Raw genomic sequence first — 20,610 nt, forward strand, 5'->3', positions numbered from 1 at the left:
ACATCAAACGAAAAACATCATGCTCACCAAACTAATCGAGTTTTCACTCAACAACCGCTTCCTGATTATCATCGGCGTTCTGCTGGTGGCAGGCTTGGGCGTGTACAACGCGTTACAAATACCGATCGACGCCGTTCCCGACATGACCAACACGCAAGTCCAAATCCTGACCGATGCGGGTTCGCTTTCGCCAATCGAAGTCGAACAATACGTTTCCTACCCTGTCGAAGCAACCATGGCAGGGCTGCCAGACGTCATCGAGATCCGAAGCATTTCAAAACTGGGACTGTCCGTCGTCACCGTCGTCTTCGAAGAGAAAACGGATCTCTTCCACGCACGAAACCTGATCAACGAACGCCTGGCCGACGCGAAATCTCGAATTGGCGGATACGGCGACCCGCAGATCGGCACGCTCACCACCGCTCTTGGTGAAATCCTTCAGTTTGAAGTTCGTGGCGAAGACTACTCGCCGATGGAACTGCGCACAGTACTCGAATGGCAAGTCGCTCCACGCTTGCGTGACACTCCCGGCGTGACGGAAATCAATTCGATGGGAGGCTTCTACAAAACGTTTGAAGTCCAGGTCAATCCAGAGGAACTGACCAGTTATGAACTCACGATTGGCGACGTCACCACGGCTTTAAGAAACAACAACATGACTGCTGGCGGAGGATATATCGTTCACCACGGCGAGCAGCGGTTTGTTCGAGGCGAAGCCATGTTAAAGACCGTCGAAGACATTGCCAACGTCGTGGTGAAGACTCGTTCTGGCGGATTGCCGATTCTGATCCGCGACATTGGAGCCGTTGAACTGGTTCCATTGACGCGTCAGGGCGTGGTGACACGCGATGGTCGCGGAGAAATCGTGACCGGCATGGTGATGATGTTGCGAGGAGAAAACTCGAGAACGGTGGTCGAAGCTGCGAAAGAGAAACTGGCTGAGATCGAACTCTCGATGCCACCGGGTGTGAAGCTCGACATCATCTACGATCGCTCTGAACTGATAAACCGCACTTTGCACACCGTACTGAAAAACCTGCTCGAAGGCGGCACACTTGTAATTGTCATTTTGTTCCTGATGCTGGGAAACTTCCGGGCCGGCCTGATTGTGGCGCTCGCGATTCCGCTTTCAATGCTATTTGCGTCGAACTTCATGATGTTTGCGGCAATCAGTGCCAGCCTGATGAGTCTCGGAGCAATCGACTTTGGATTGATCGTCGACAGTAGCGTCATCATGATCGAAAACTGTATTCGCCGGTTATCGGAACGATCGCATGATCTTCCCGAAGGCCAGTTTCTTTCACCTGTCCAGCGAATGCAAACAATCAAAGACGCGGCGATCGAAGTTCGCAAGCCGACGATGTTCGGTGAACTGATTATCGCGGTCGTCTACTTGCCCATTCTTTTTTTGGAAGGAACCGAAGGCAAACTGTTTAAGCCGATGGCGTTGACGGTTCTTTTTGCACTTGGCGGTTCACTCATTCTTTCTCTGACACTAATGCCCGTTTTGGCTTACATCGGATTGCCCAAACGAATGGAAGAGAAGGACGTCTTTTTGATTCGAATCATCAAGAAAGCTTACCGCCCGATCGTGAAACTCGCGGTGAAAACTCCCGCGGTAACGTTTGGCATCGCCCTCGCGGTTCTCACGTGTAGCATTCCACTTGGCCAACACCTGGGGGCTGAATTCATGCCGCGACTGGAAGAAGGTGACTTGTTGGTAGAAGCGTCCCGATTGCCAAGTGCTTCATTGGAAGACGCTGTTCCTCGTTCAACAGAAATTGAAAACGTCATTGGAAAGTTTCCTGAAGTTAAAACGGTCTTTTGCAAAACCGGTCGACCGGAAATCGCCAACGATGTCATGGGCGTGCACCAAACCGACGTATGGGTGATGCTTAAACCTGTCTCACATTGGCCGGAACCGAAAACACGCGACGAATTAATCGAAGCGTTGTCCGTCGAGCTGAACGAGAACGTTCCCGGCGTTGCGTTCGGGTTTACGCAGCCGATTGAAATGCGAGTCGACGAATTGGTTGCTGGCGTCAAAGCCGATGTCGCGTTACTGCTCTACGGCGACGACATGCAGATACTGGGCGAAAAAGGACGCGAGATAGAAACTCTCCTGAGGACAATTGACGGCGCGGTTGACGTTAAAGCGGACTATCAAGCGAACATACCGACGCTCGCCGTTAGCACAAATCCGGAACAGTTAGCTCGTTACGGAATTCCCGCTTCTGAAGTGATGGCCGCCGTTGAGGCCGTCGGTGGAACTCCAGTCGGGAAAATCTACGAAGGCCGTGCTCGATTTCCGATCATGGTCAGGCTTCCGGAAGCGTGGCGCCAAGACGCCACGTTGCTGCAACAGGTACCGGTCAAACAGGTTGCCGGCCATCCAATTACATTGGGCATGTTAGCTGATATCCAATTGGAAGAATCGCCTCCAGGAATCGAGCACGAAGCGGGCCGACGCCGCACGTTCGTGAGCGTCAATGTCCGCGGACGCGACGTGGCAAGCTTTGTCCAGGAAGCAAAGCGCCGCGTTCAGGCAGAAATCAGTTTGCCTGCCGGTTATGCGATTGAATGGGGCGGCGACTTCGAGAACCTTCAGTCAGCGAGCTTGCGGTTGGCCATCATTACCCCCGTCGTGCTACTGCTAATTTGGATCTTGCTTTACAGCACATTCAGTTCGATGCGTTTGGCGCTACTGATCTTTCTGGCTGTCCCGATCGCTGCTTCCGGTGGCGTGATTGCTCTGTGGTGGCGTAAAATGCCATTTAGCATTTCAGCAGGAGTCGGTTTTATCGCACTGTTTGGCGTTGCTGTTCTCAACGGACTTGTGTGGGTCAGCGCCGCAGAAGCCAATCGCAAAAACGGGCTTTCGGCAAAAGACGCCGCACTTGATGCGGCAGAAAATCGCCTACGTCCGGTTTTGATGACGGCTTTGGTCGCCAGCTTCGGTTTCCTCCCAATGGCACTCAGCACAACCGCCGGCGCGGAGATCCAGCGCCCTCTCGCGACTGTTGTGATTGGCGGGCTAATTACTTCGACGCTACTTACGGCAGTTGTTGTTCCGGCCATCTATCCCTGGTTTGCGGGTGCAGCTCGCGAATAAAGTCTTGTGGAAACGAGGATCAGGCGTCTCATTGATCCTCGCTCACAGGGTTGTTGACGGAGGTTGCCCAAGTCAAGTTCGTGGACCGACGGCGGATTTCGCGAGCCTAAATCTACGAAATGTCACCATCTGCGCGTCCTGAACAGCGACCGCCCTAGCTGCGAGCCGCTGAGACTTCCAGTGCATCGTCATTTTTCGAAACACGATCTTCAACGCGTAGCGAATCGGCGAAAGTGAGCGTTCGATACGGGAAAGGGATCTCGATGTTGGCATTGTCCAAAGCGGATTTAATTGCGGCAATCACTTCATCGCGGCTTTTGCGGATCTCAAGCGGTGCTGCGCCTGTCCACCAGGCGACTTCAAAGTTGATGCTCGAATCGGCAAACTCGCTGGCGAACACCTCGACTGATTTTGGTCCGCTTATCGACTCGCAATCCGCAACCGCATTGCGAATCACCTCGCGAGACCTGTCGACATCTTCTCCATAGCCAACCCCACAGTTAATTCGGACACGACGCTTGGGACGGTTGGTCAGGACTTCAACATTTGATTTGAAGAGCTGGCCGTTAGGTATGACTACCAATTCCCCGTCGGTGCGGCGGAGCATCGTATTTCGAATCGTGATCTCCTCAACTTTCCCGACCACGTCTCCGTTCTGGATGAAGTCACCTTTCTCAATTGGGTAGCGCCACAAGATCAACACGCCGGCGAAGAAGTTTTCAAAAATGTCCTTGAACGCGAAACCGATGGCAACTGATCCGAGCCCCAGTACCGCCAGCGCTCGTGCCGGCGTCATTCCGGGAAAGACGACGACTGTGGCGATCAGAAAGCCAACTACCCAGATCGAAATCGAAGCAAGTTGTTTGATCAGGTCGCGAAGGCTGGCGCGAATCGTTTCACGATTCTCCAGAACACGCGAAAACACAAACGCAAACAGTCTTGAGACGATCCATGTCAGCGCGATCACGACGATGCCGGCGATGATAAACGGCACGCGAAGCAAAAAGTCGCGATAGAGTTTGTCCAAGCTCTTGCCAACGACACTCATGGACTGCCCGAAATCAATTCTGGATTTGACTTCAAGGTTGTTGCTGACACCGATCACATCGGTAGTCCGCGAGGCGATTTCTGTTGCCCAGTCACTGTTTTCGTCGCTGATTGCGAAACCATTGATATTTACGAACCCGTTCTGCGAGGTCACTTCGACTTCTTCGAACCAACCTGAAGATTCAAGTATCCCTTGAAGCCGTTGTACGATTTTGGAGTCATCTGCCACATCTTCTACCGCGACGGTGTTGGGAGTAGTGGCAACTGCATCATTTGATTCCTCCGATCCGCCTGATCCGTCATCCTGAGCGATCGACGCATTGGCCATCATCATGGACAGCAGTATCACAAGCGTCATTTGGAACATGATGTTTCTTGGTCGCATGGTGAGTTCTGCTTTGAATAGAGAGTTGATCTGGTGAGTCAGGCCTCTGCCTTCGGACGGCTTCGGCGGTCATTGCAATCGGCTTGGTGGGGATCACCCACACCCAAAAAGCATTTACTGTGCCGTATTGAAAACCAATGAAATCATGAGTCCAATTCATCAATCGGTGATGTGAAAGAGACCGGAATGGTTGCTTCTCAACCAGCGTTTGCGCACAGCGGCCGTGTTTAGCGAGTTTTTGAGCCTATGCCCTGCCGCGAGCCTTCGCCATTTTACGGCGATGCTCATTGCGAATCGTGCCGCGGCAAGTCGAGCAAAGCAGTCGCGACCGATTGCAAAGACGTTCGACTGGTCGGTCGATGCCTTTGCCAAAAATAGATCCAGGAACAAGAACAGGAACCCAATGCAGCAGCAAAAGCGAAGAATCATTCTAGCGTCAATCTTCCTTGCGATCGGTATCGCTGGCGGCGCCGCCAGTGTTGTGTCACAAGGCCCGCTACCGGCAGATATTGCGATTACGAGGTTTCTGCAATCTACCCTGGGTTCGGAGCCATCGTGGGCAGGTCCGATCACTCAGAGCGCCAAGCCCCCGACCGTGTGGTTGCTGCTGGTTGGCGGACTGGGACTCGTATGGATCCGAACCGGTTGGCGTGGCCCGGTCGCCGTGCTAACGGCGTTCCTTTCCATCAAGCTGGTGGACTTCATCCTGCGGGCATCGGTTCACACGCCGAAGCCAATCGCTGACCTCGTTGCCGTCGCGTCGCCAAGTGAATCATCCGGCTTTCCATCTACTTTCGGATTGGTCTACGGGGCTGTCTTTGGCTGCATCGTTTTCGCCAGATCAAGCGACGATTGGAAATCGACCGCGGCCCTGGTCACTTCGATTGGCATGATCCTGATCGGAGCCATCTCAAGAATCGTACTCGGCGGCCACTGGACCAGCCAAATGGTTGCCAGCCTGTGCCTGGCGTTCGCGATCGTTCTTGTGGTTTACTTCGGTTTGGAACACAAACGCGAGACATCATCGCTGCTGACTGCTGAAGATTAAACCTGGACATCCCACCAACGCATCGAAGCTACCATTGCGGGATTCTCACTCTGTTCGCCGTGGCGTTGCCGCAACTTGTTTCCACGTGAACCAGACAGCAGGTACAACAACGAGCAGCCCGGCAAGCGTTGCGAGCAAGAACCCTGTTGGTGTCACAAGCTGGAACCGCGCAAATCCACTAGCGGTTTGATAGACGGCAAACGCGATCTGCAAACCAAATGAAGCGGCAACGCAGTAGATTGCAACTTTGATGTGCGCGTGCTGAATTTTGAATTGTCTTAGCAACCAAACGATCGCCGGCAGAATCTGCAACGCATGAATCGCGACGCCGTGAGGGAACTTTGCGACTCCATTTTCGCCGACAGTTTCTGGCGGCAGATTCGCGGCGACTTTTTGGTATCCAAAAGATGAAATGACGAATCCGATCAGGCACGACACGACAAGCAACAACATGCCTGACCTAGCCGCGACGACGTAGTCAGATTCCATACGAATCTTACCGAGGCACCTGACAAAGAAGTAAACGATGCCTGCAAACGCAATACAAATCAAAATCACCATCGCCATATCGACGCGGGAATCGAAGGCGGAATCCCGATTGAAATGAGAAGCAACGCCTCGCCACTGTTGCATTGTGATTAGGCCCACTTCGATAACGAGCGATATCGACGTTAGCCATCCGACGACGCGATCCAGCAAATTACGTACTAAATGATCTGTCACCCAACCAAGCGAACACAGGGTCATACCGGTCGAGATACCAAAGAGAATTGGCTTCCGCCACGAAATGCTGCCTTCCCAACCACCGCCGCTGATCAGCCAAACGGGAACATGCAACAGTCCCAACAGAATGAGTAGAAACCCTGAATACCAAAGCAACTTTGACAAATAGTTCTTTGACATAAGAGTGCAGTTTACTTCATCGCCGCTGTAGTGAGGCAGTCGACGCCGACGCCATTTCGATTGCTTCACGGAGAACCGTTAAAATACTCTCCGCGCAACTACGCCCCGTGCCAGTGGAAGCAGAACTGCGATTGCAATTGTCCACAACCAAAACTTGGCGCTGAAGTCCTCAATTGAAACCGTTGCAATGGGCACGCGAACAGGTGAACTACGGTCCTGCACAACAAGAAACGCGGTGACTACTCTTTGCAGAGTGCTTTCGGCTTGCAAAGGGCTTTCTTCGAACACGCGAGCCGATCACATTTCTTGCACTGATACGTCGCGATATCCTCAAAGCGTTCGAGGTTGCGCTTCTTGCACTTTTTCTTCTTGCACTTCTGCTTGCAAAGAGTCTTCATAGTCGCTCGCCACCGTTTGAAATGGACACAAACTATCAACCACTTTTGGTGTGGCCAATGAGCACCCGTTGACGCCATCGAGCTTCAATTCGGAAGCGATGGCGGACTACCTTTGCGTGGCTGGCTAGATCGAGAAAAAGACTCGAGTCAGTGTGGCTTGCTGCGATTTTGGTAATCAGAAATATTGTCAGGCTTTCGCCGACTTCCATCGTAGCACGTGATGATCCTCGCAAAAACCCGGAAAAACGGGAGGTTTCCATGGCATTGGGATCGCCACTCAGGTTGCCCTGCCCCGCAGAATGCTGCCGACTCAATCGCCAATGGTTTTAGTTCCGAGCAACAAGTCTTCCTCCAACGTATCGCCATGCATGACGGAGATGTCGCCCGTGGTCTCGAGAATGACCGCTCGAACTTTGGAAAGTTCCAGTACGTTTGACTCCCGAAGCTTGGCGATCAGATCGCTCTCAGTGACTCGTGTCGCAAACAGAGCCTCTTCGATAAACGCGCCGTCCCGCATCAGTAGCAGAGGTCTATTCTGAACCAGAGTTTCGAATGTGCTGGAACTCTTTCTCATTCGCGCAGCGGTGTATTGCACAAGGAACAAACCAACCATGGCGACCAAAGCCTGCATGAATCCTTTCCAGCCAGTGGCCTGGCTTGCCCCGGCGAGCAACGATCCAACTGCGACCGTCATCACAAAATCGAAGTTTGTCATTTTGGAAAATGATCGCAGACCGTTTATGCGAGTCAACAACACGACCCAGACCATGGCGGTTGCTGTCAGAATCAGACCGCGAAGGAACAGGTCCAGTGCAGGATCATTTACAAACATCGTCGCATTATCTTTCCGTAGGGACAAACGGGCGCAGAATAATTTTGCTGCTGAAACCCGGTTGGTTGATCGCGTTCTGGCTGCTTGCAGAGCAAAGATCTGCCAGAGCCTGCGACGGATCTTTGCAAAGCGTGTGCCAGTTTCCAGACCTTGGCGCGAAAGCGAATCTCATCGATTCCGCAGCACTCATTATGGCGTTTCCAAACCATTCAACGGTCGCCGCGATCACAGAACGACCAATCTGCCTGAATCAAGCCCAATCAAAATCATAGAGCTGCAAGTCGCTGGTCCGGCAGGCCAAAAGGCATCCGGCTGAATACTTGGAATCGAAACAGCCAACTTAGTCGACTAAAAAATCAGCGACCGATACGTTAGCGATTCGAAGCAACGACAGAACCAGAGCCCATACGAGAAACGAAATGGCGACTGCGAAAAAGCGGTGTCTGCCGTGAGCCCGTTTCACCGAAAGCTGCAACGGGGCGAACAGGATTACCAAGACAGGGCTGCCGACAATCGTCAATAGAATGACTACGTAGATGCTTTGCATCACAAAGCCCGCCGCACCGAAATATCGATCATGATGCATCGCAGAAACACTGGTTCCAGAAATTCTGAATAGCGACGCCGTGGCACAGACCATCGCTCCAGCCACAACTGGGTGCATCCAAGTCACGAAGTCGACAACGCGCGGACGAAAAGGCACCTTGTCTGTGGCTCTGGAATATCGAGGAGGTGATGCAAATGGATTGTTCAACGTATCAATCAATAGATCAAAACAGGTTCTTCAAGTACCTGGCAAGTACGATAGGCGATTGCCGCTCAGGCTGGACCACCACTGGGATCTCAATCAGTATGAGTTAGACAAAAAAGCTCGCAAGTATCGGACAACAGGGCGAGGGACGCTCACCAACAGTTTGCAATCGCGGTTATTGCGGACAACAATACGTCCGACTTCGGCATCTCACGTTCGTGCGAGTTCGACCAAGCCGTTATCATTACACGCTGCTCTCAGCGAACTACTCCAAATATTCTGATCACGACCGAGGCTCTCAGGTGGACGGCAAGAACCGGCAGCATCGCATTAATGAGCTCGTGATCGAAGCGCGCAAGATTTCCGCGAATTCCCTCGACGCGTTTCTTCAACAGCACTGTGCCGACGATGCCGAACTTCGAGCCGCGGTTGAAAAGGAACTGGGGATTGATCCTGAGCATCAACTCAGCGAATTCGAATCAACCGCCGACGGTATTCGAGACTCTGCCCTTAGTCCAGAACAGCCTATACATGAACTGAGTGCCAGCGCTGCTGACCGCAATCTACTTTTCGGAATCGTTGCTCTGCAAATGAACTTCATCGATCGCGACTCTCTGATTGTCGCGATGAACTCATGGGCTCTGAAGAAAACCGAGCCAATTGAGGAGATTCTGGTTGAGCAAGGTGCGATGGACGCTGCGGCGAAAGTTTTACTAAGTGCGTTGGTCGACAAACACCTGGAGCATCACGGACACAGCGCAGAAGAAAGTCTGGGAGCTTTGAGCTCGGGAAGTGATGATTTGAGAGCATCGCTGCTGGAAATTAAGGACGCGGAACTGGGCCAGTCAGTCATTCACCTCGGTTCCAACATTCAGGACTCCCAATCGGATGAACGCACCGCGGCTCTTGGAGCTCGTTCTACAAAGTCCGGACGGTTTCGAATTCTCAGACCTCACAAGAATGGAGGGCTCGGGGCGGTCTCGGTTGCTCTGGATGAAGAACTGAATCGAGAGGTCGCACTCAAGGAAGTTCTTCCGAAGTATTCCGACTACCAGATGGCTCATGACCGATTGCGCGTCGAAGCCGAAATCACCGGTGGGCTGGAGCATCCCGGAATCGTGCCCGTCTACGGCCTTGGAAGTCATCCAAACGGCAGCCCGTTTTATTGCATGCGGTTCATCCAGGGCGATAGCCTCAAAGGAGCCATCCGGAGATACCATGAATCGAAAGATACTATGACGACGTCGGATCGCAATCTCGAATTGCGTTCGTTGCTGCGACGTTTCATCGACGTCTGCGACGCGGTCAGCTATGCGCACAGTCGACGTGTCCTGCATCGCGACTTGAAGCCGGGCAACATCATGCTCGGAAAATATGGCGAAACGCTGGTCGTCGACTGGGGCTTGGCCAAGGCGACAGGCAAACGCGAAGAGGCCTCGGACCGAACAGAGATGCCGATTGTTCCCCGGTCAGGAAGCACTGCAGCGCCGACGATCGCGGGCTCAGCCATTGGGACTCCGGAGTACATGAGTCCGGAACAGGCCGAAGGGCGCGTTGACCAATTGGGGCCGACAACTGACGTCTATAGTCTTGGCGCTACGATGTTTTGTTTGCTGACTGGCCGTCCACCAATCGTCGCTGACGGAATCACGGAAAAACTGGACAAGGTTAAGCATGGAGACTTTCCAAAACCAACCGATCTGGACAAGTCGATCCCAAGACCACTGGAGGCCATTTGCCTCAAAGCGATGCGGACCTATCCAAGTCGCCGCTACTCTACGGCGAGCGATTTGTCTGATGACGTCGAACGATGGTTAGCCGACGAAACCGTTTCTGCATTCCCCGAACCGCTGTTGCAGCGAGCCACGAGGGCTATCCGTAAGAATCGAACTGCTGCGACGGCAGTGGCAGCCGCGACAGTGATGGCTCTGTTGGGATTGCTCGGAATGAACCTTGTGACTCGTTCAAAAAATCGTGAGATCCAGGCGAGAAACACAGAAATTGAGCTTCGCAACGAACAGTTGGCCGGGCTGAACAATGACCTGACCAAATCGAATGAAGCACTCAACGAGAGCTACAAGACTTTCCGATCTGTGACTGCCGAGATGATCCAAAAGGCGGAAAGTGAATTGTCTCAAATGCCCGGCATGGAAGAGACTCGCAAGTGGCTAACGAGGACGACTGCTGAGACGTTCGAAGAATTCATAGACAATGAACCAGATTCGTTGAATGTCACCAACTCTGAAAACTCACAGATATGGCTGGCTCAATTGCTCCGTATTGACGCCAACAACCTCCGCAACGATAACCAGATTGAAGCGGCGGTTGAGAAACATCGAAATGCAGTATCAATTTTTGAAGGTGTCGTCGAGAAAAACCCTGAAGGCGCTCAAGGGATCGGAATGCTGTCGGAAAGCTATCGTGACTACGCCGTCACACTTGCACGCCACGGTCAACTGGAACGCAGTGAAGAAGTCTTTGAAGAAACAATCCGTCTGAGCCAACAGCTTCTTTCCAAATATCCAGACTCCAAGAACTGTCAGCTTCTAATGGCGATCAACTATCTCGACTTTTCAGGCCTCAAGGAAAAACTCGGTGACTTTGAGGGCGCGAAATCAATGGCGACGAAGTCAGCCGATCTATTCACCGCGTTGCTCGGCAAGAATGATTTAAAGTTAAAGAACCGCCGGATGGGTGCTCTCGCACTGGGTAAAATTGCATCGTTTCAACGCAAGTCTGGGGATTTCGAACTGGCGCGAACTTCTGTCGAGGAAGCGGCACGAATCGCGCGAGCCAACGCCGCGGAAAGCGACATGCGAGCCGATCAACACGTCCTGGCCAAGGTGTTGCTTGAGTCGGTAAGAATCGACCTCGATCGCACAACCGTGAACGAGGAAACCGTAGCACTGATCAAAGAAGCAATTGGATTTTGGGAACAACTGCATGAACAATATCGTGAGTTCTCAGCCTATCATCATTATCTGGTTGCCTCCCATACGACATATGGTCAAACACTATCTCAAAACGATGAGATCGAAAGAGCAACAGTCCAATTTGAGAATGCGATTCGACTGGGAGATGCTTTCTACAAACGAAACCCCAAAAGCACTCGCGGATTGGAGCGAATCGGTGACGCATTGCTCGTCTATTCCAAACACGAACTGAAGAACGGGAACAGAGAGGAGTCACTGGATCTGGCCCGTCGAGCATTGGTCAGATTTCAGGAAGCAGTACTGATCCAACCAAAATCAGCACTGCTTAAAGAACAACTGGCGGAAGCTCGCGAACTCGTCGAGACCGCCGAAAAAACAAATTGAACTTCTTACCCTTTGAAAGTTAGCGATGCACGACTTGGACCTAAATAAAAAACCGATTGTAACAACGGCAGAACATGTCATCTCGTTCAGCCCTGGCATGACGATTAAGTTGCGATTGAATGGTCGAAGATTGAAAGATATTACCCAAATAGACATTGTCGGGAGGAGAGGTCAGGATCAATCACCGGCGATTCGAGTGGCCCCCGAAGACACGATCCAGATATCTCAGGATGAATTGATCATAACGTTCACTATCCCTGAAAACGGCTTTTGGAAGAAAGAGCCAGAAATTGACGAATCTGAGGAGTTGGAGATCACGGTTACAACCAATGAAGGCGACGACTCAACAATCTACCCCTAACCCCTCAAAGAATTGCTTCGGCTCACGCTACCTGCCTATCGATATCAAGGGTCCTTCGCCTCCAACTGAGCCCGACAAACCGCAGCCCGATCGCCCTGCGGTCGGGATTGCTTGGCGGTCGAACTGACCGCTAAGAAAGTTCGAGTTTCTCAATCGTCTGCTGCTCGCCGGAGTCCGCGAAAACTGTGGAACTCAGATAGCGGTCGCCGCGATCGCAAATGATCGTCACCACAATGCCGGATTCCAGTTCCGCGCAGATTTGCTGTGCCACCAACGTTGCTCCCGCCGCGGAGATGCCGCAAAACATTCCGTATTCCGAAGCCAGCCATCGAGCCTGAACTTCGGCGTCCGCCTGGCTCACGTCGACGATTCGGTCGACTCGTTCCGGCTCGAAGAACTTGGGCAAGTACTCCTGGGGCCAGCGGCGAATGCCCGGAATTCGCGAACCCTTCGTCGGCTGGCACCCCACAATGGTCACGTCAGGGTTCTGCTCTTTGAGAAAACGGCTGACGCCCATTATCGTTCCAGTGGTTCCCATTGCTGACACAAAATGCGTGATCTGCCCATCGGTGTCTCGCCAAATTTCCGGCCCCGTCGTTTCATAATGAGCCAGCGGATTGTCGGTGTTGGCAAACTGATCCAACATGAAGTAACCATCCTGTTTCGCTCGATGCCGGGCAAAATCAATCGCTCCTTCGATGGTTCGCTCACCCGGCGTCAGGATGACTTTCGCGCCAAACGCTCGCATCGTTCGCACCCGTTCGGCGGTGCTGTTGGCAGGCATGACCAGTTCAATCGGATAGCCTTTCGAGGCTGCGATCATCGCCAGTGCGATTCCCGTGTTGCCACTGGTCGGCTCAATCAGCGTCATCCCGGGTTTCAGATCTCCACGGTCTTCGGCGCGCTGGATCATCGAACGCGCCGCGCGGTCCTTAACGCTGCTGGCCGGATTGTTGCCTTCCAGTTTTCCAAACAGGCGAACCTTTGGATTGTCTGAACCGGTCGGAATCTCAACCAATGGCGTGTTGCCGACCAGGCCCACCATGGCGGACGACGCGTTGATTTTGTGCATGATGAAGCCTGTTTCGTTAAAGCCAGTCAAGCTTGCTCGGCGGAGTTGAAACGGCCTCCCAACCGAGCATGCATTCTATATGCAAATATATCGATTAATGTCGATACTTCTATTCCATCTTCACGGAAATCGGCTAAATTTGGTGAAGTTGGTTTTCCCCGCACTGTCAAAGTACACGAAAGAGAGACGATGCAAACGAATACGATGCGTCTGGCCATGCTGCTGATCTTGGCATTCCCAATCGGGCTTTGTGCTCAAACGGAAACGGCCAACGAGACCGAACAGAAGTCTTCGAGCAGCGAATCGTCGTCGATGGGCGGCGAAAAGAGCGTCAAGCCAGGAGTCAACAAGAACTTCGTCGATCCGAATCTGGATGTCGATTCTTATGTGAAACGTTTTGAGATCGAAAGTCGTGAGGTGTACCTGACCCGGGAACGAATCCTGGCGGCTTGCGACATCGAAAAAGGTGACTCGGTCGCTGACGTTGGAGCAGGTACAGGGCTGTTCTCCCGAATGTTCTCAACCATGGTGGGCGATGAAGGCTGGGTATACTCCGTCGATATCTCGCCCAGATTCCTTGAGCATATTAACCGCGAGTCGGCCAAACATCAGATCAGCAACATCACCGGTGTGCTGTGTGCCGAAAACAGCGTCAGCCTTCCGCCCAATTCCGTTGATGTCGTTTTCATTTGCGACACGTATCACCATTTCGAGTATCCGCAATCGACTTTGGCTTCGATCAAACGCGCCCTCAAACCTGGCGGCCACATGATCGTGATTGATTTTGAGCGGATCGAGGGCGTCAGTCGCGATTGGACGATGGGTCATGTCCGTGCCGGAAAAGAAGTGTTTCAGGCGGAGATCCTTGATGCCGGATTCAAGCTGGCTGAAGAGAAGAAGATCGACGGCTTTCAGGAGAACTACTTCCTGAAGTTTACGAAAGAGTAACATGCCGGAATCCGAGTCGGAAACTTCGACAACTGGCAGACCATTTGGATTGTGGTCGGCAACATTCCTGGTCGTCGCCAACATGATCGGCGCGGGCGTGTTTACAACCAGCGGATTCTCTTTCGCTGATTTGGGAGACCGCCAGTTCGTAATGTACGCGTGGCTGATCGGTTCGCTGATCGCGGTCTGCGGTGCGATCAGCTACGGTCAGCTCGCTCAGCGAATTACCGAATCCGGCGGAGAATATCTTTTCCTCAGCCGAATGGTTCACCCATCAATCGGATTCATTGCGGGTTGGGTTTCGTTGCTGGCGGGTTTCACCGGAGCGATTGCGTTTGCAGCAACGGCATTTGAGTCGTACGCGATTCCTGAATCGATTCGCCCCGGCTGGTTTCAACCCGGCATAGCCGCGATCGCCTCGATCGTGCTGTTCGGCATGTTGCATTCGTTTGTATTAAAGACGGGCGTGGTTGCACAAAACCTGGTGGTGGTTCTCAAGCTCGTGTTGCTGGCCGCGTTTGTTGCGATCGCGTTCGCAAAGTTCCCCAGCGGCTGGGAGGGCATGCAGATTGAAACAGAGACGGTGACTTTCTCCGTTTATGCCATCGCTTCGACGCTGGTTTGGATCTCGCTTAGCTTCAGCGGATTCAACGCAGCGGTTTATATCACTGGAGAAGTCGAAAACCCCAAGACCAATGTTCCTCGTGCTTTGCTGCTGGGCACTTTGATCGTATCGGGTTTCTATTTGGCTTTGAATTTTGCCTTTCTGTTTGGGCCGGAGCCAGACAAGATTCGGGCCGTTCCCGATGTGGCTGCGGCGGCTTCGCAAGCCATCGGCGGCAACTGGATGGCAACGCTTATTCGCGTCATCGTCAGCGTTGCTTTGCTCAGCTCCGTTTCTTCGATGGTGATCGCGGGCCCGAGAGTCTACGCCAAGATGGCTGAAGACGGAGTGTTCCCCAAATTGTTTAACGCTTCAAAGGGTAAACACCACGCGGTGCCCGTAACGGCGATATGGCTGCAAGTCGCAATGGCTTCGGTCGTCGTGTATTTCTCGTCGCTGAAATCGTTGCTGGACTACCTCGGCTTCACGCTCTCGGTCAGCGCTGCGGTCGCTGTGGCATGTATCTTTTGGACTCGGCGCACCAACGATACGGGGCTTCAGCGTATCTTCTTTTCGGCGATTGCAATGCTGTACGTTCTGGCAACGATCGTGCTGGCCGTGCTTTCAGCGATCAATCGCCCGCAACAGTTGATTGGCTTTGCGGTGACGATTATTAGTGGACTCGTGTTGTATTATGCATTGAGTACCATTGGAAAATCAGACAACCCATCCAGAAATGAGTAAACGATGAAGGCACGAGTTAAATGGCTTGACCACATGAGTTTCGTTGGTGAATCCGGCAGCGGTCACAGCGTCGTGATGGATGGCTCACCGGACCACGGTGGACGTGACCTTGGCGTTCGGCCGATGGAAATGGTGTTGCTCGGACTCGGTGGCTGTTCCGCGTTCGACGTCATCAGTATCCTGAAGAAGTCACGCCAGAACGTCGACGACTGCGAGGTCCATCTGGAAGCCGAACGCGCCGACGATGTTCCTGCCGTGTTTACGAAAATCAAACTGACTTACGTCGTAACCGGCAAAGATCTTTCGCAGACACAAGTCGATCGAGCGGTCAGCCTGTCGATGGACAAGTATTGCTCGGTCACAAAGATGCTTGAGGGATCGGTCGACATCAGCTACGAAACACAGCTCGTATCGAGCGAAGAAAAACAAACGGGCCAGTAGGCCAACCGAGGCATCCGAGGATTCTGCTCGCCGTGTTCCGCGAAAAGAGACCTGCCTGCTCTGCTACTAGCAAACATCTTTCTTCTTCCTTTTGGCCTCAAGGTAAACTCCTGGCCTTGCCTCCTTGCCGTTTTGCTAACCCACTTCCCAGTTCCGTAAACGATCCGCGTCCGCCTCCAATCGAAAACGTCGCGGCGCCGCCTTCAATGCGTTTGCCGCGGTTTCTAAGCCGAGATTTCTTTTAGCAGGCTGGTGGTTTCTGCCGTCAGACGAACAATCTCGTCAAAGCGACCTTCGGCGATCAGATTCGATTTCGCCAGCCAGCTACCACCACAGGCGACGACCCAGGGTAGCGAGAGGTAATCCGCAAGGTTGGACATCGAGATGCCGCCAGTGGGCATGAAACGGATCGATTGATAGGGACCGTGGAAAGCCTTCAGCGTCTTGATCCCGCCCATCGCTTCGGCGGGAAAGAACTTGACTACCTCCAGTTCAAATTCCAGCGCCATCTCCAGATCGGTCGGACTGGAAATACCAGGGAACACTGGCAGGTCATGATCCTTACACCAGGCTACGGTTTTTGGATTGAAACCAGGGCTCACCACAAACCGGGCTCCGGCGTCGGCAACGGCAGCCGCCTGTTGGTCACTGTGAACGGTGCCTGCGCCGACGAGAAATTCTGGGCGTTTCGACAGCGCTTCAATCGCTTTGAGTCCGCCGGCGGTCCGCAACGTGATCTCCGCGCAGGGGATGCCTCCTTCGAGCAACGCATCTGCCAAACGGTTGGCATCGTCCGGATTTTCGATCGCCACAACGGGCACCACTTTGAGTGCTTCGATTTCCCCTATAATCCCGTCCATTAAATGGCTTACTCCAATGTTTAACAGATTGCACCGGACCCAATCCGGCGGAAACCAGGCATGATACTCGACACTGCGATTGAAACAAAAGATTTATTGCCCGCACTGGAGCGGTTCTGGAAAGTCTCTGCTCAAAAAATCGAGCTGATTAACAATGAATACGACGACTCGCAAGGATCGCCCGTCTTCACCATCGAAGGCAAGTATTCGACTCGCGGCTGGACTGAATGGACGCAAGGGTTCCAGTATGGATCCGAAATCCTGCAGTTCGATGCAACCGGCGATACGTCATTCCTGGAAATGGGAAAACGAAACACCGTCGAAAAGATGGCTCCTCACGTGACGCATTTCGGAGTCCATGATCATGGATTCAACAACGTCAGCACGTACGGAAACCTGCTGCGTTTGATGAATGAGGGACGGATTCCCGAAAGCGAATGGGAGCGAAATTTCTACGTGATGGCGTTGCAGGCATCGAGCGCTGTGCAAGCCAAACGCTGGACTTCTATTCCATCGGGCGGCTATATCTATTCCTTCAACGGGCCGCACTCGTTGTTCGCTGACACGATCCGTTCGCTGCGGGCCCTCGCCATCGGTCATCAACTTGGCCATTCGATTATGGGGGAGCACGACAGGAAAACAAGCTTGTTGGAACGGTTGGTGCAACACGCAAAGGCAACTGCGGAATTCGCAGTTTACTATGGCGAAGGCCGTGACTTTTACGATGTGTGGGGCCGGACGGCTCACGAGAGCATCTTCAACCTCAACGACGGAAACTATCGCTGCCCGAACTCGCAGCAGGGCTTCTCGCCGTTCACGACCTGGACGCGCGGCTTGGCGTGGATCATGGTTGGTGCTCCAGAGCAACTGGAGTTTTTAAAGACTGTTGACGACACCGAACTGGAACCTCTCGGGGGACGCGACACGATCGAAGCGATGTTGCTGAAGATGACCACAGCGACTTGCGACTTCTATATCGAGAATACGCCGACGGATGGTATTCCGTATTGGGACACAGGAGCATTGAACTCGCATAAGCTTGGCGAAGACGTTTACGAGCGTGAGTCGGAACCGTTCAACGATGCCGAACCGGTGGATTCTTCAGCGGCGGCGATTGGCGCGCAGGGGCTGCTTCGATTGGGGCGTTATCTCAACGAGCCCCGGTACACGCAGGCCGGTCTGACGGTGATGAAGACTCTCCTCAGTGACAAATATCTGAGCCGCGACAAATCGCACCAGGGCCTGATTTTGCATTCGGTATATCATCGGCCCAACGGTTGGGACCATATTCCGGACGGACAGTCTGTGCCGTGCGGCGAGTCGTGCATGTGGGGTGACTACCACGCTCGGGAAACTGCCCTCTATATTCAACGGCTGGCAAACGATGAACCGTACTACAAATTTTACCTGTAAGTAGACCGAGATGAGCAAGAGAGTAGCGTTGGTAACCGGCGGTGGACGCGGCATTGGTTTTGGAATCTGCGAGAAACTTGCAGCCGAAGGATTTGATCTTGTATTGAGCGGCCGTTCGGATGCATCGAAAGTTTTCGATGCGGTTTCAAAACTCGAAGGCCTGGGCGCAGAAGTTCTTTACTGTTCTGGCGACGTGTCGTCAGCCGAAGACCGTGCGGCGATGCTGAAAGAGATTGATCGTCGATTCGGACGGCTGGATGTACTGGTGAATAACGCCGGCGTTGCACCGAAGGAACGAGCCGACATCCTCGAAGCGACCGAAGACAGCTTTGAGTGGATCATGAAAATCAATTTGCAAGGGCCCTACTTCCTGACTCAGGCCTGTGCCAACTGGATGGTTGAACAGAAACAGGCCAACGAAAATTTCGAAGGTTGTATCATCAATATCGGCTCCATTTCGGCGACGGTTGTTTCCCCAAATCGCGGCGACTACTGTATTTCGAAAGCTGGCATGGGGATGATGAGCTCCCTGTTTGCGGCGCGGCTTGGCGAATTCTCCATTCCGGTTTTTGAAATCCGCCCTGGCATCATCAAAACCAACATGACTTCCGGCGTTACCGAAAAGTATGACAATCTGATCAACAATACAGAACTGTTGGTCGAAAAACGCTGGGGCGTGCCAGAAGATATCGGCAAGCTGGCTGCCGCGATGGCACGGGGTGACATGCCTTACGCATCCGGGCAAGTGATTTACGTCGATGGTGGACTGACGATGAATCGGTTGTAGTTTGCCCTGCTGGCTGAACCTGTAATCCGGCGACAGCCGTCGATAATCGGTGCTGCAAACCACGCAGTGAAACTTACTCAACATTCAAACGAAGATTAAACGATGTCGAAATATCCCAAAGTCGTCAAACTTAAGACCGTCGAAGACTTTCGTGCTCGCCTTCAGGAACTGGAGATCGAGATGCCAGTCGACGACGCGATCCTGACGTCTGAGCAGAATTCACCCTTGGCTGACGCGTTCAAGATTGGCGACTTCGACGTTGGTAATCGTTGGTGCATTCATCCGATGGAGGGCTGGGATGCCAATCGCGATGGCACGGCTACAGAGTTAACGGAACGCCGTTGGCGACGATTCGGCGAAAGTGGTGCCAAGCTAATTTGGGGCGGCGAAGCGATGGCGGTTCAGCCCGACGGTCGCGCGAACGCAAACCAGTTGATGGCGCTCGAGTCCAGCCGGGATTCGATTCGAAGCTTGCGTGAAACTTTGGAGTCCGCCCATCTTGAGGCCTTCGGCACGACCGATGACCTGCTGGTCGGTGCGCAGTTGACTCACTCCGGGCGCTTTTGCCGTCCCAACACGCATGAACTTGAGCCGCGCATCGCGTACCACCATCCGTTGCTGAACGAGAAATACGGAATCGACAGCAACGATGACTCGATCGTCTGGACCGATGAAGATCTGGAAAAGCTGATCGACGCGTACGTAGCGTCCGCAAAACTGATGAGCGAAATTGGCTTTCGATTCGTCGACGTCAAAGCCTGTCATGGCTATCTGTTGCACGAATTCCTGAGTGCACGGACTCGTCCAGGAAAGTTCGGCGGCGACCTCGAAGGCCGATCCAGGATTCTGACGACCATCATCGAAAGAATTCGTGCCGAGATCCCGGGCTTGATGGTTTTCGTTCGCCTAAGCGTTTTTGACATCCTGCCGTACAAAACGAGCCAAGAAGTTGGTCAACCGATGGATTCTGAAACGCCGTACCAATTCGGATTTGGAACATCGGCTGACGATCCGCTTGCCTACGATCTTACCGAGCCACTGAAGTTGCTTGGCATCCTGAAAGAAAAAGGGGTCGCAGCGGTCAACTTGAGTTGTGGAAGTCCGTACTACAATCCGCACATTCAACGGCCGGCAATTTTCCCGCCTTCCGATGGATACTTGCCACCAGAAGATCCGCTCGTTGGTGTGGCCAGGCAATTGAAAGTCGTGCACGAATGCAAAACGGCGTTTCCAGATCTTCCTTTCGTCGGATCAGGTTACAGCTACTTGCAGGATTACTTGCCGCATGTCGCTCAGGCTGCCGTCCGCGATGGCTGGGTTGATTCCGTTGGACTTGGCCGTATGGTGCTGTCGTTCCCTGACTTGCCGGCGAGCACTCTTTCCAATGGTGAAATGAAACGCAAGTTGATCTGCCGCACGTTTAGCGACTGCACGACTGCGCCTCGAAACGGAATCGTATCCGGTTGTTATCCGTTGGATAAATTCTACAAGGATATGCCCGAAGGAAAGCAATTGGTTGAGCTAAAGAAGGCGGCCAGGAAGGGCTAGCCAGGTTTGAACCTGACGCAAGCAAACATCTTGCCGAAC

Annotated in this window: 16 protein-coding genes; 10 read left to right on the top strand and 6 right to left on the bottom strand. The window is 53.1% G+C overall.

Annotated elements, in window-relative coordinates:
* The first annotated feature begins 19 nt into the window (after window positions 1–19).
* A complete protein-coding gene (locus MFFC18_RS22865) occupies window positions 20–3,112 on the top strand; it encodes an efflux RND transporter permease subunit (protein ID WP_075084454.1) in 3,093 nt (1,030 codons plus the stop codon).
* 154 nt (window positions 3,113–3,266) lie between these two features.
* On the opposite strand, the gene MFFC18_RS22870 is transcribed toward MFFC18_RS22865, so the two are convergent.
* Window positions 3,267–4,544 carry a mechanosensitive ion channel domain-containing protein gene (locus MFFC18_RS22870; protein WP_084417101.1) on the bottom strand — a complete coding sequence of 426 codons (1,278 nt, stop codon included), beginning with the start codon at window positions 4,542–4,544 and terminating at the stop codon, window positions 3,267–3,269.
* A 403-nt stretch (window positions 4,545–4,947) separates the two neighbouring features.
* Here MFFC18_RS22870 and MFFC18_RS22875 point away from each other — a divergent pair, with 403 nt between their 5' ends.
* The gene (locus MFFC18_RS22875) at window positions 4,948–5,592 is read left to right on the top strand and encodes a phosphatase PAP2 family protein (protein ID WP_157665143.1); all 645 of its coding nucleotides are present in this window, start codon (window positions 4,948–4,950) and stop codon (window positions 5,590–5,592) included.
* Window positions 5,593–5,637: 45 nt separating this feature from the next.
* Here the strand turns inward: MFFC18_RS22875 and MFFC18_RS22880 are convergent, their stop codons facing one another.
* The 3 genes from MFFC18_RS22880 to MFFC18_RS22890 form a co-directional block, all read right to left on the bottom strand.
* Entirely contained in the window at window positions 5,638–6,495 is an 858-nt protein-coding gene (locus tag MFFC18_RS22880) for a hypothetical protein (RefSeq protein ID WP_148619066.1), read from the bottom strand.
* Between the two features lie 708 nt (window positions 6,496–7,203).
* Window positions 7,204–7,725: a DUF421 domain-containing protein gene (locus tag MFFC18_RS22885; protein WP_075084451.1), complete on the bottom strand. Its 522-nt coding sequence runs from the start codon at window positions 7,723–7,725 to the stop codon at window positions 7,204–7,206.
* A 340-nt stretch (window positions 7,726–8,065) separates the two neighbouring features.
* Window positions 8,066–8,389, bottom strand: coding sequence for a hypothetical protein (locus tag MFFC18_RS22890; RefSeq protein WP_157665141.1), 324 nt, complete (start codon window positions 8,387–8,389; stop codon window positions 8,066–8,068).
* 389 nt (window positions 8,390–8,778) lie between these two features.
* On the opposite strand from MFFC18_RS22890, the gene MFFC18_RS22895 reads away from it, so the two are divergent.
* Window positions 8,779–11,793, top strand: a complete 3,015-nt coding sequence (locus MFFC18_RS22895) for a protein kinase domain-containing protein (RefSeq protein WP_148619068.1) — start codon at window positions 8,779–8,781, stop codon at window positions 11,791–11,793.
* Window positions 11,794–11,818: 25 nt separating this feature from the next.
* The gene (locus tag MFFC18_RS22900; protein WP_075084447.1) at window positions 11,819–12,154 is read left to right on the top strand and encodes a hypothetical protein; all 336 of its coding nucleotides are present in this window, start codon (window positions 11,819–11,821) and stop codon (window positions 12,152–12,154) included.
* A 130-nt stretch (window positions 12,155–12,284) separates the two neighbouring features.
* On the opposite strand, the gene cysM is transcribed toward MFFC18_RS22900, so the two are convergent.
* Window positions 12,285–13,226, bottom strand: a complete 942-nt coding sequence (gene cysM / locus MFFC18_RS22905) for a cysteine synthase CysM (protein ID WP_075084489.1) — start codon at window positions 13,224–13,226, stop codon at window positions 12,285–12,287.
* 189 nt (window positions 13,227–13,415) lie between these two features.
* Here cysM and MFFC18_RS22910 point away from each other — a divergent pair, with 189 nt between their 5' ends.
* The 3 genes from MFFC18_RS22910 to MFFC18_RS22920 are packed head-to-tail and all read left to right on the top strand — an operon-like array spanning window position 13,416 to window position 15,963.
* A complete protein-coding gene (locus MFFC18_RS22910; RefSeq protein ID WP_087149647.1) occupies window positions 13,416–14,174 on the top strand; it encodes a class I SAM-dependent methyltransferase in 759 nt (252 codons plus the stop codon).
* Window position 14,175: 1 nt separating this feature from the next.
* The gene (locus tag MFFC18_RS22915) at window positions 14,176–15,522 is read left to right on the top strand and encodes an APC family permease (RefSeq protein WP_075084446.1); all 1,347 of its coding nucleotides are present in this window, start codon (window positions 14,176–14,178) and stop codon (window positions 15,520–15,522) included.
* Between the two features lie 3 nt (window positions 15,523–15,525).
* On the top strand, window positions 15,526–15,963 hold the full coding sequence (locus MFFC18_RS22920; RefSeq protein WP_075084445.1) for an OsmC family protein: 438 nt from the start codon (window positions 15,526–15,528) through the stop codon (window positions 15,961–15,963).
* A gap of 224 nt (window positions 15,964–16,187) precedes the next feature.
* Here MFFC18_RS22920 and eda read toward each other — a convergent pair whose 3' ends face one another.
* Entirely contained in the window at window positions 16,188–16,823 is a 636-nt protein-coding gene (gene eda / locus MFFC18_RS22925; RefSeq protein WP_075084444.1) for a bifunctional 4-hydroxy-2-oxoglutarate aldolase/2-dehydro-3-deoxy-phosphogluconate aldolase, read from the bottom strand.
* A 60-nt stretch (window positions 16,824–16,883) separates the two neighbouring features.
* Here eda and MFFC18_RS22930 point away from each other — a divergent pair, with 60 nt between their 5' ends.
* The 3 genes from MFFC18_RS22930 to MFFC18_RS22940 all read left to right on the top strand — a co-directional run bounded on the left by MFFC18_RS22930 (window position 16,884) and on the right by MFFC18_RS22940 (window position 20,571).
* A complete protein-coding gene (locus MFFC18_RS22930; RefSeq protein ID WP_075084443.1) occupies window positions 16,884–18,236 on the top strand; it encodes a glycoside hydrolase family 88 protein in 1,353 nt (450 codons plus the stop codon).
* A 10-nt stretch (window positions 18,237–18,246) separates the two neighbouring features.
* The gene (locus MFFC18_RS22935) at window positions 18,247–19,023 is read left to right on the top strand and encodes a 3-ketoacyl-ACP reductase (RefSeq protein ID WP_075084442.1); all 777 of its coding nucleotides are present in this window, start codon (window positions 18,247–18,249) and stop codon (window positions 19,021–19,023) included.
* 102 nt (window positions 19,024–19,125) lie between these two features.
* A complete protein-coding gene (locus MFFC18_RS22940; protein WP_075084441.1) occupies window positions 19,126–20,571 on the top strand; it encodes an oxidoreductase in 1,446 nt (481 codons plus the stop codon).
* Window positions 20,572–20,610: the final 39 nt, after the last annotated feature.

Origin of the sequence: Mariniblastus fucicola, from assembly GCF_008087665.1 — a bacterium.
GTDB classification, from domain to species: Bacteria; Planctomycetota; Planctomycetia; order Pirellulales; family Pirellulaceae; genus Mariniblastus; species Mariniblastus fucicola.

What these genes read in the sequence shown, in the direction of transcription:
- MFFC18_RS22875 (WP_157665143.1), top strand. Translation starts at nt 4,948, where the DNA reads ATGCAGCAGCAAAAGCGAAGAATCATTCTAGCGTCAATCTTCCTTGCG.
- MFFC18_RS22880 (WP_148619066.1), bottom strand. Translation starts at nt 6,495, where the DNA reads ATGTCAAAGAACTATTTGTCAAAGTTGCTTTGGTATTCAGGGTTTCTA.
- MFFC18_RS22890 (WP_157665141.1), bottom strand. Translation starts at nt 8,389, where the DNA reads ATGCACCCAGTTGTGGCTGGAGCGATGGTCTGTGCCACGGCGTCGCTA.
- MFFC18_RS22870 (WP_084417101.1), bottom strand. Translation starts at nt 4,544, where the DNA reads ATGCGACCAAGAAACATCATGTTCCAAATGACGCTTGTGATACTGCTG.
- MFFC18_RS22935 (WP_075084442.1), top strand. Translation starts at nt 18,247, where the DNA reads ATGAGCAAGAGAGTAGCGTTGGTAACCGGCGGTGGACGCGGCATTGGT.
- MFFC18_RS22885 (WP_075084451.1), bottom strand. Translation starts at nt 7,725, where the DNA reads ATGTTTGTAAATGATCCTGCACTGGACCTGTTCCTTCGCGGTCTGATT.
- eda (WP_075084444.1), bottom strand. Translation starts at nt 16,823, where the DNA reads ATGGACGGGATTATAGGGGAAATCGAAGCACTCAAAGTGGTGCCCGTT.
- MFFC18_RS22865 (WP_075084454.1), top strand. Translation starts at nt 20, where the DNA reads ATGCTCACCAAACTAATCGAGTTTTCACTCAACAACCGCTTCCTGATT.
- MFFC18_RS22910 (WP_087149647.1), top strand. Translation starts at nt 13,416, where the DNA reads ATGCAAACGAATACGATGCGTCTGGCCATGCTGCTGATCTTGGCATTC.
- MFFC18_RS22900 (WP_075084447.1), top strand. Translation starts at nt 11,819, where the DNA reads ATGCACGACTTGGACCTAAATAAAAAACCGATTGTAACAACGGCAGAA.
- MFFC18_RS22940 (WP_075084441.1), top strand. Translation starts at nt 19,126, where the DNA reads ATGTCGAAATATCCCAAAGTCGTCAAACTTAAGACCGTCGAAGACTTT.
- MFFC18_RS22915 (WP_075084446.1), top strand. Translation starts at nt 14,176, where the DNA reads ATGCCGGAATCCGAGTCGGAAACTTCGACAACTGGCAGACCATTTGGA.
- MFFC18_RS22920 (WP_075084445.1), top strand. Translation starts at nt 15,526, where the DNA reads ATGAAGGCACGAGTTAAATGGCTTGACCACATGAGTTTCGTTGGTGAA.
- MFFC18_RS22930 (WP_075084443.1), top strand. Translation starts at nt 16,884, where the DNA reads ATGATACTCGACACTGCGATTGAAACAAAAGATTTATTGCCCGCACTG.
- cysM (WP_075084489.1), bottom strand. Translation starts at nt 13,226, where the DNA reads ATGCACAAAATCAACGCGTCGTCCGCCATGGTGGGCCTGGTCGGCAAC.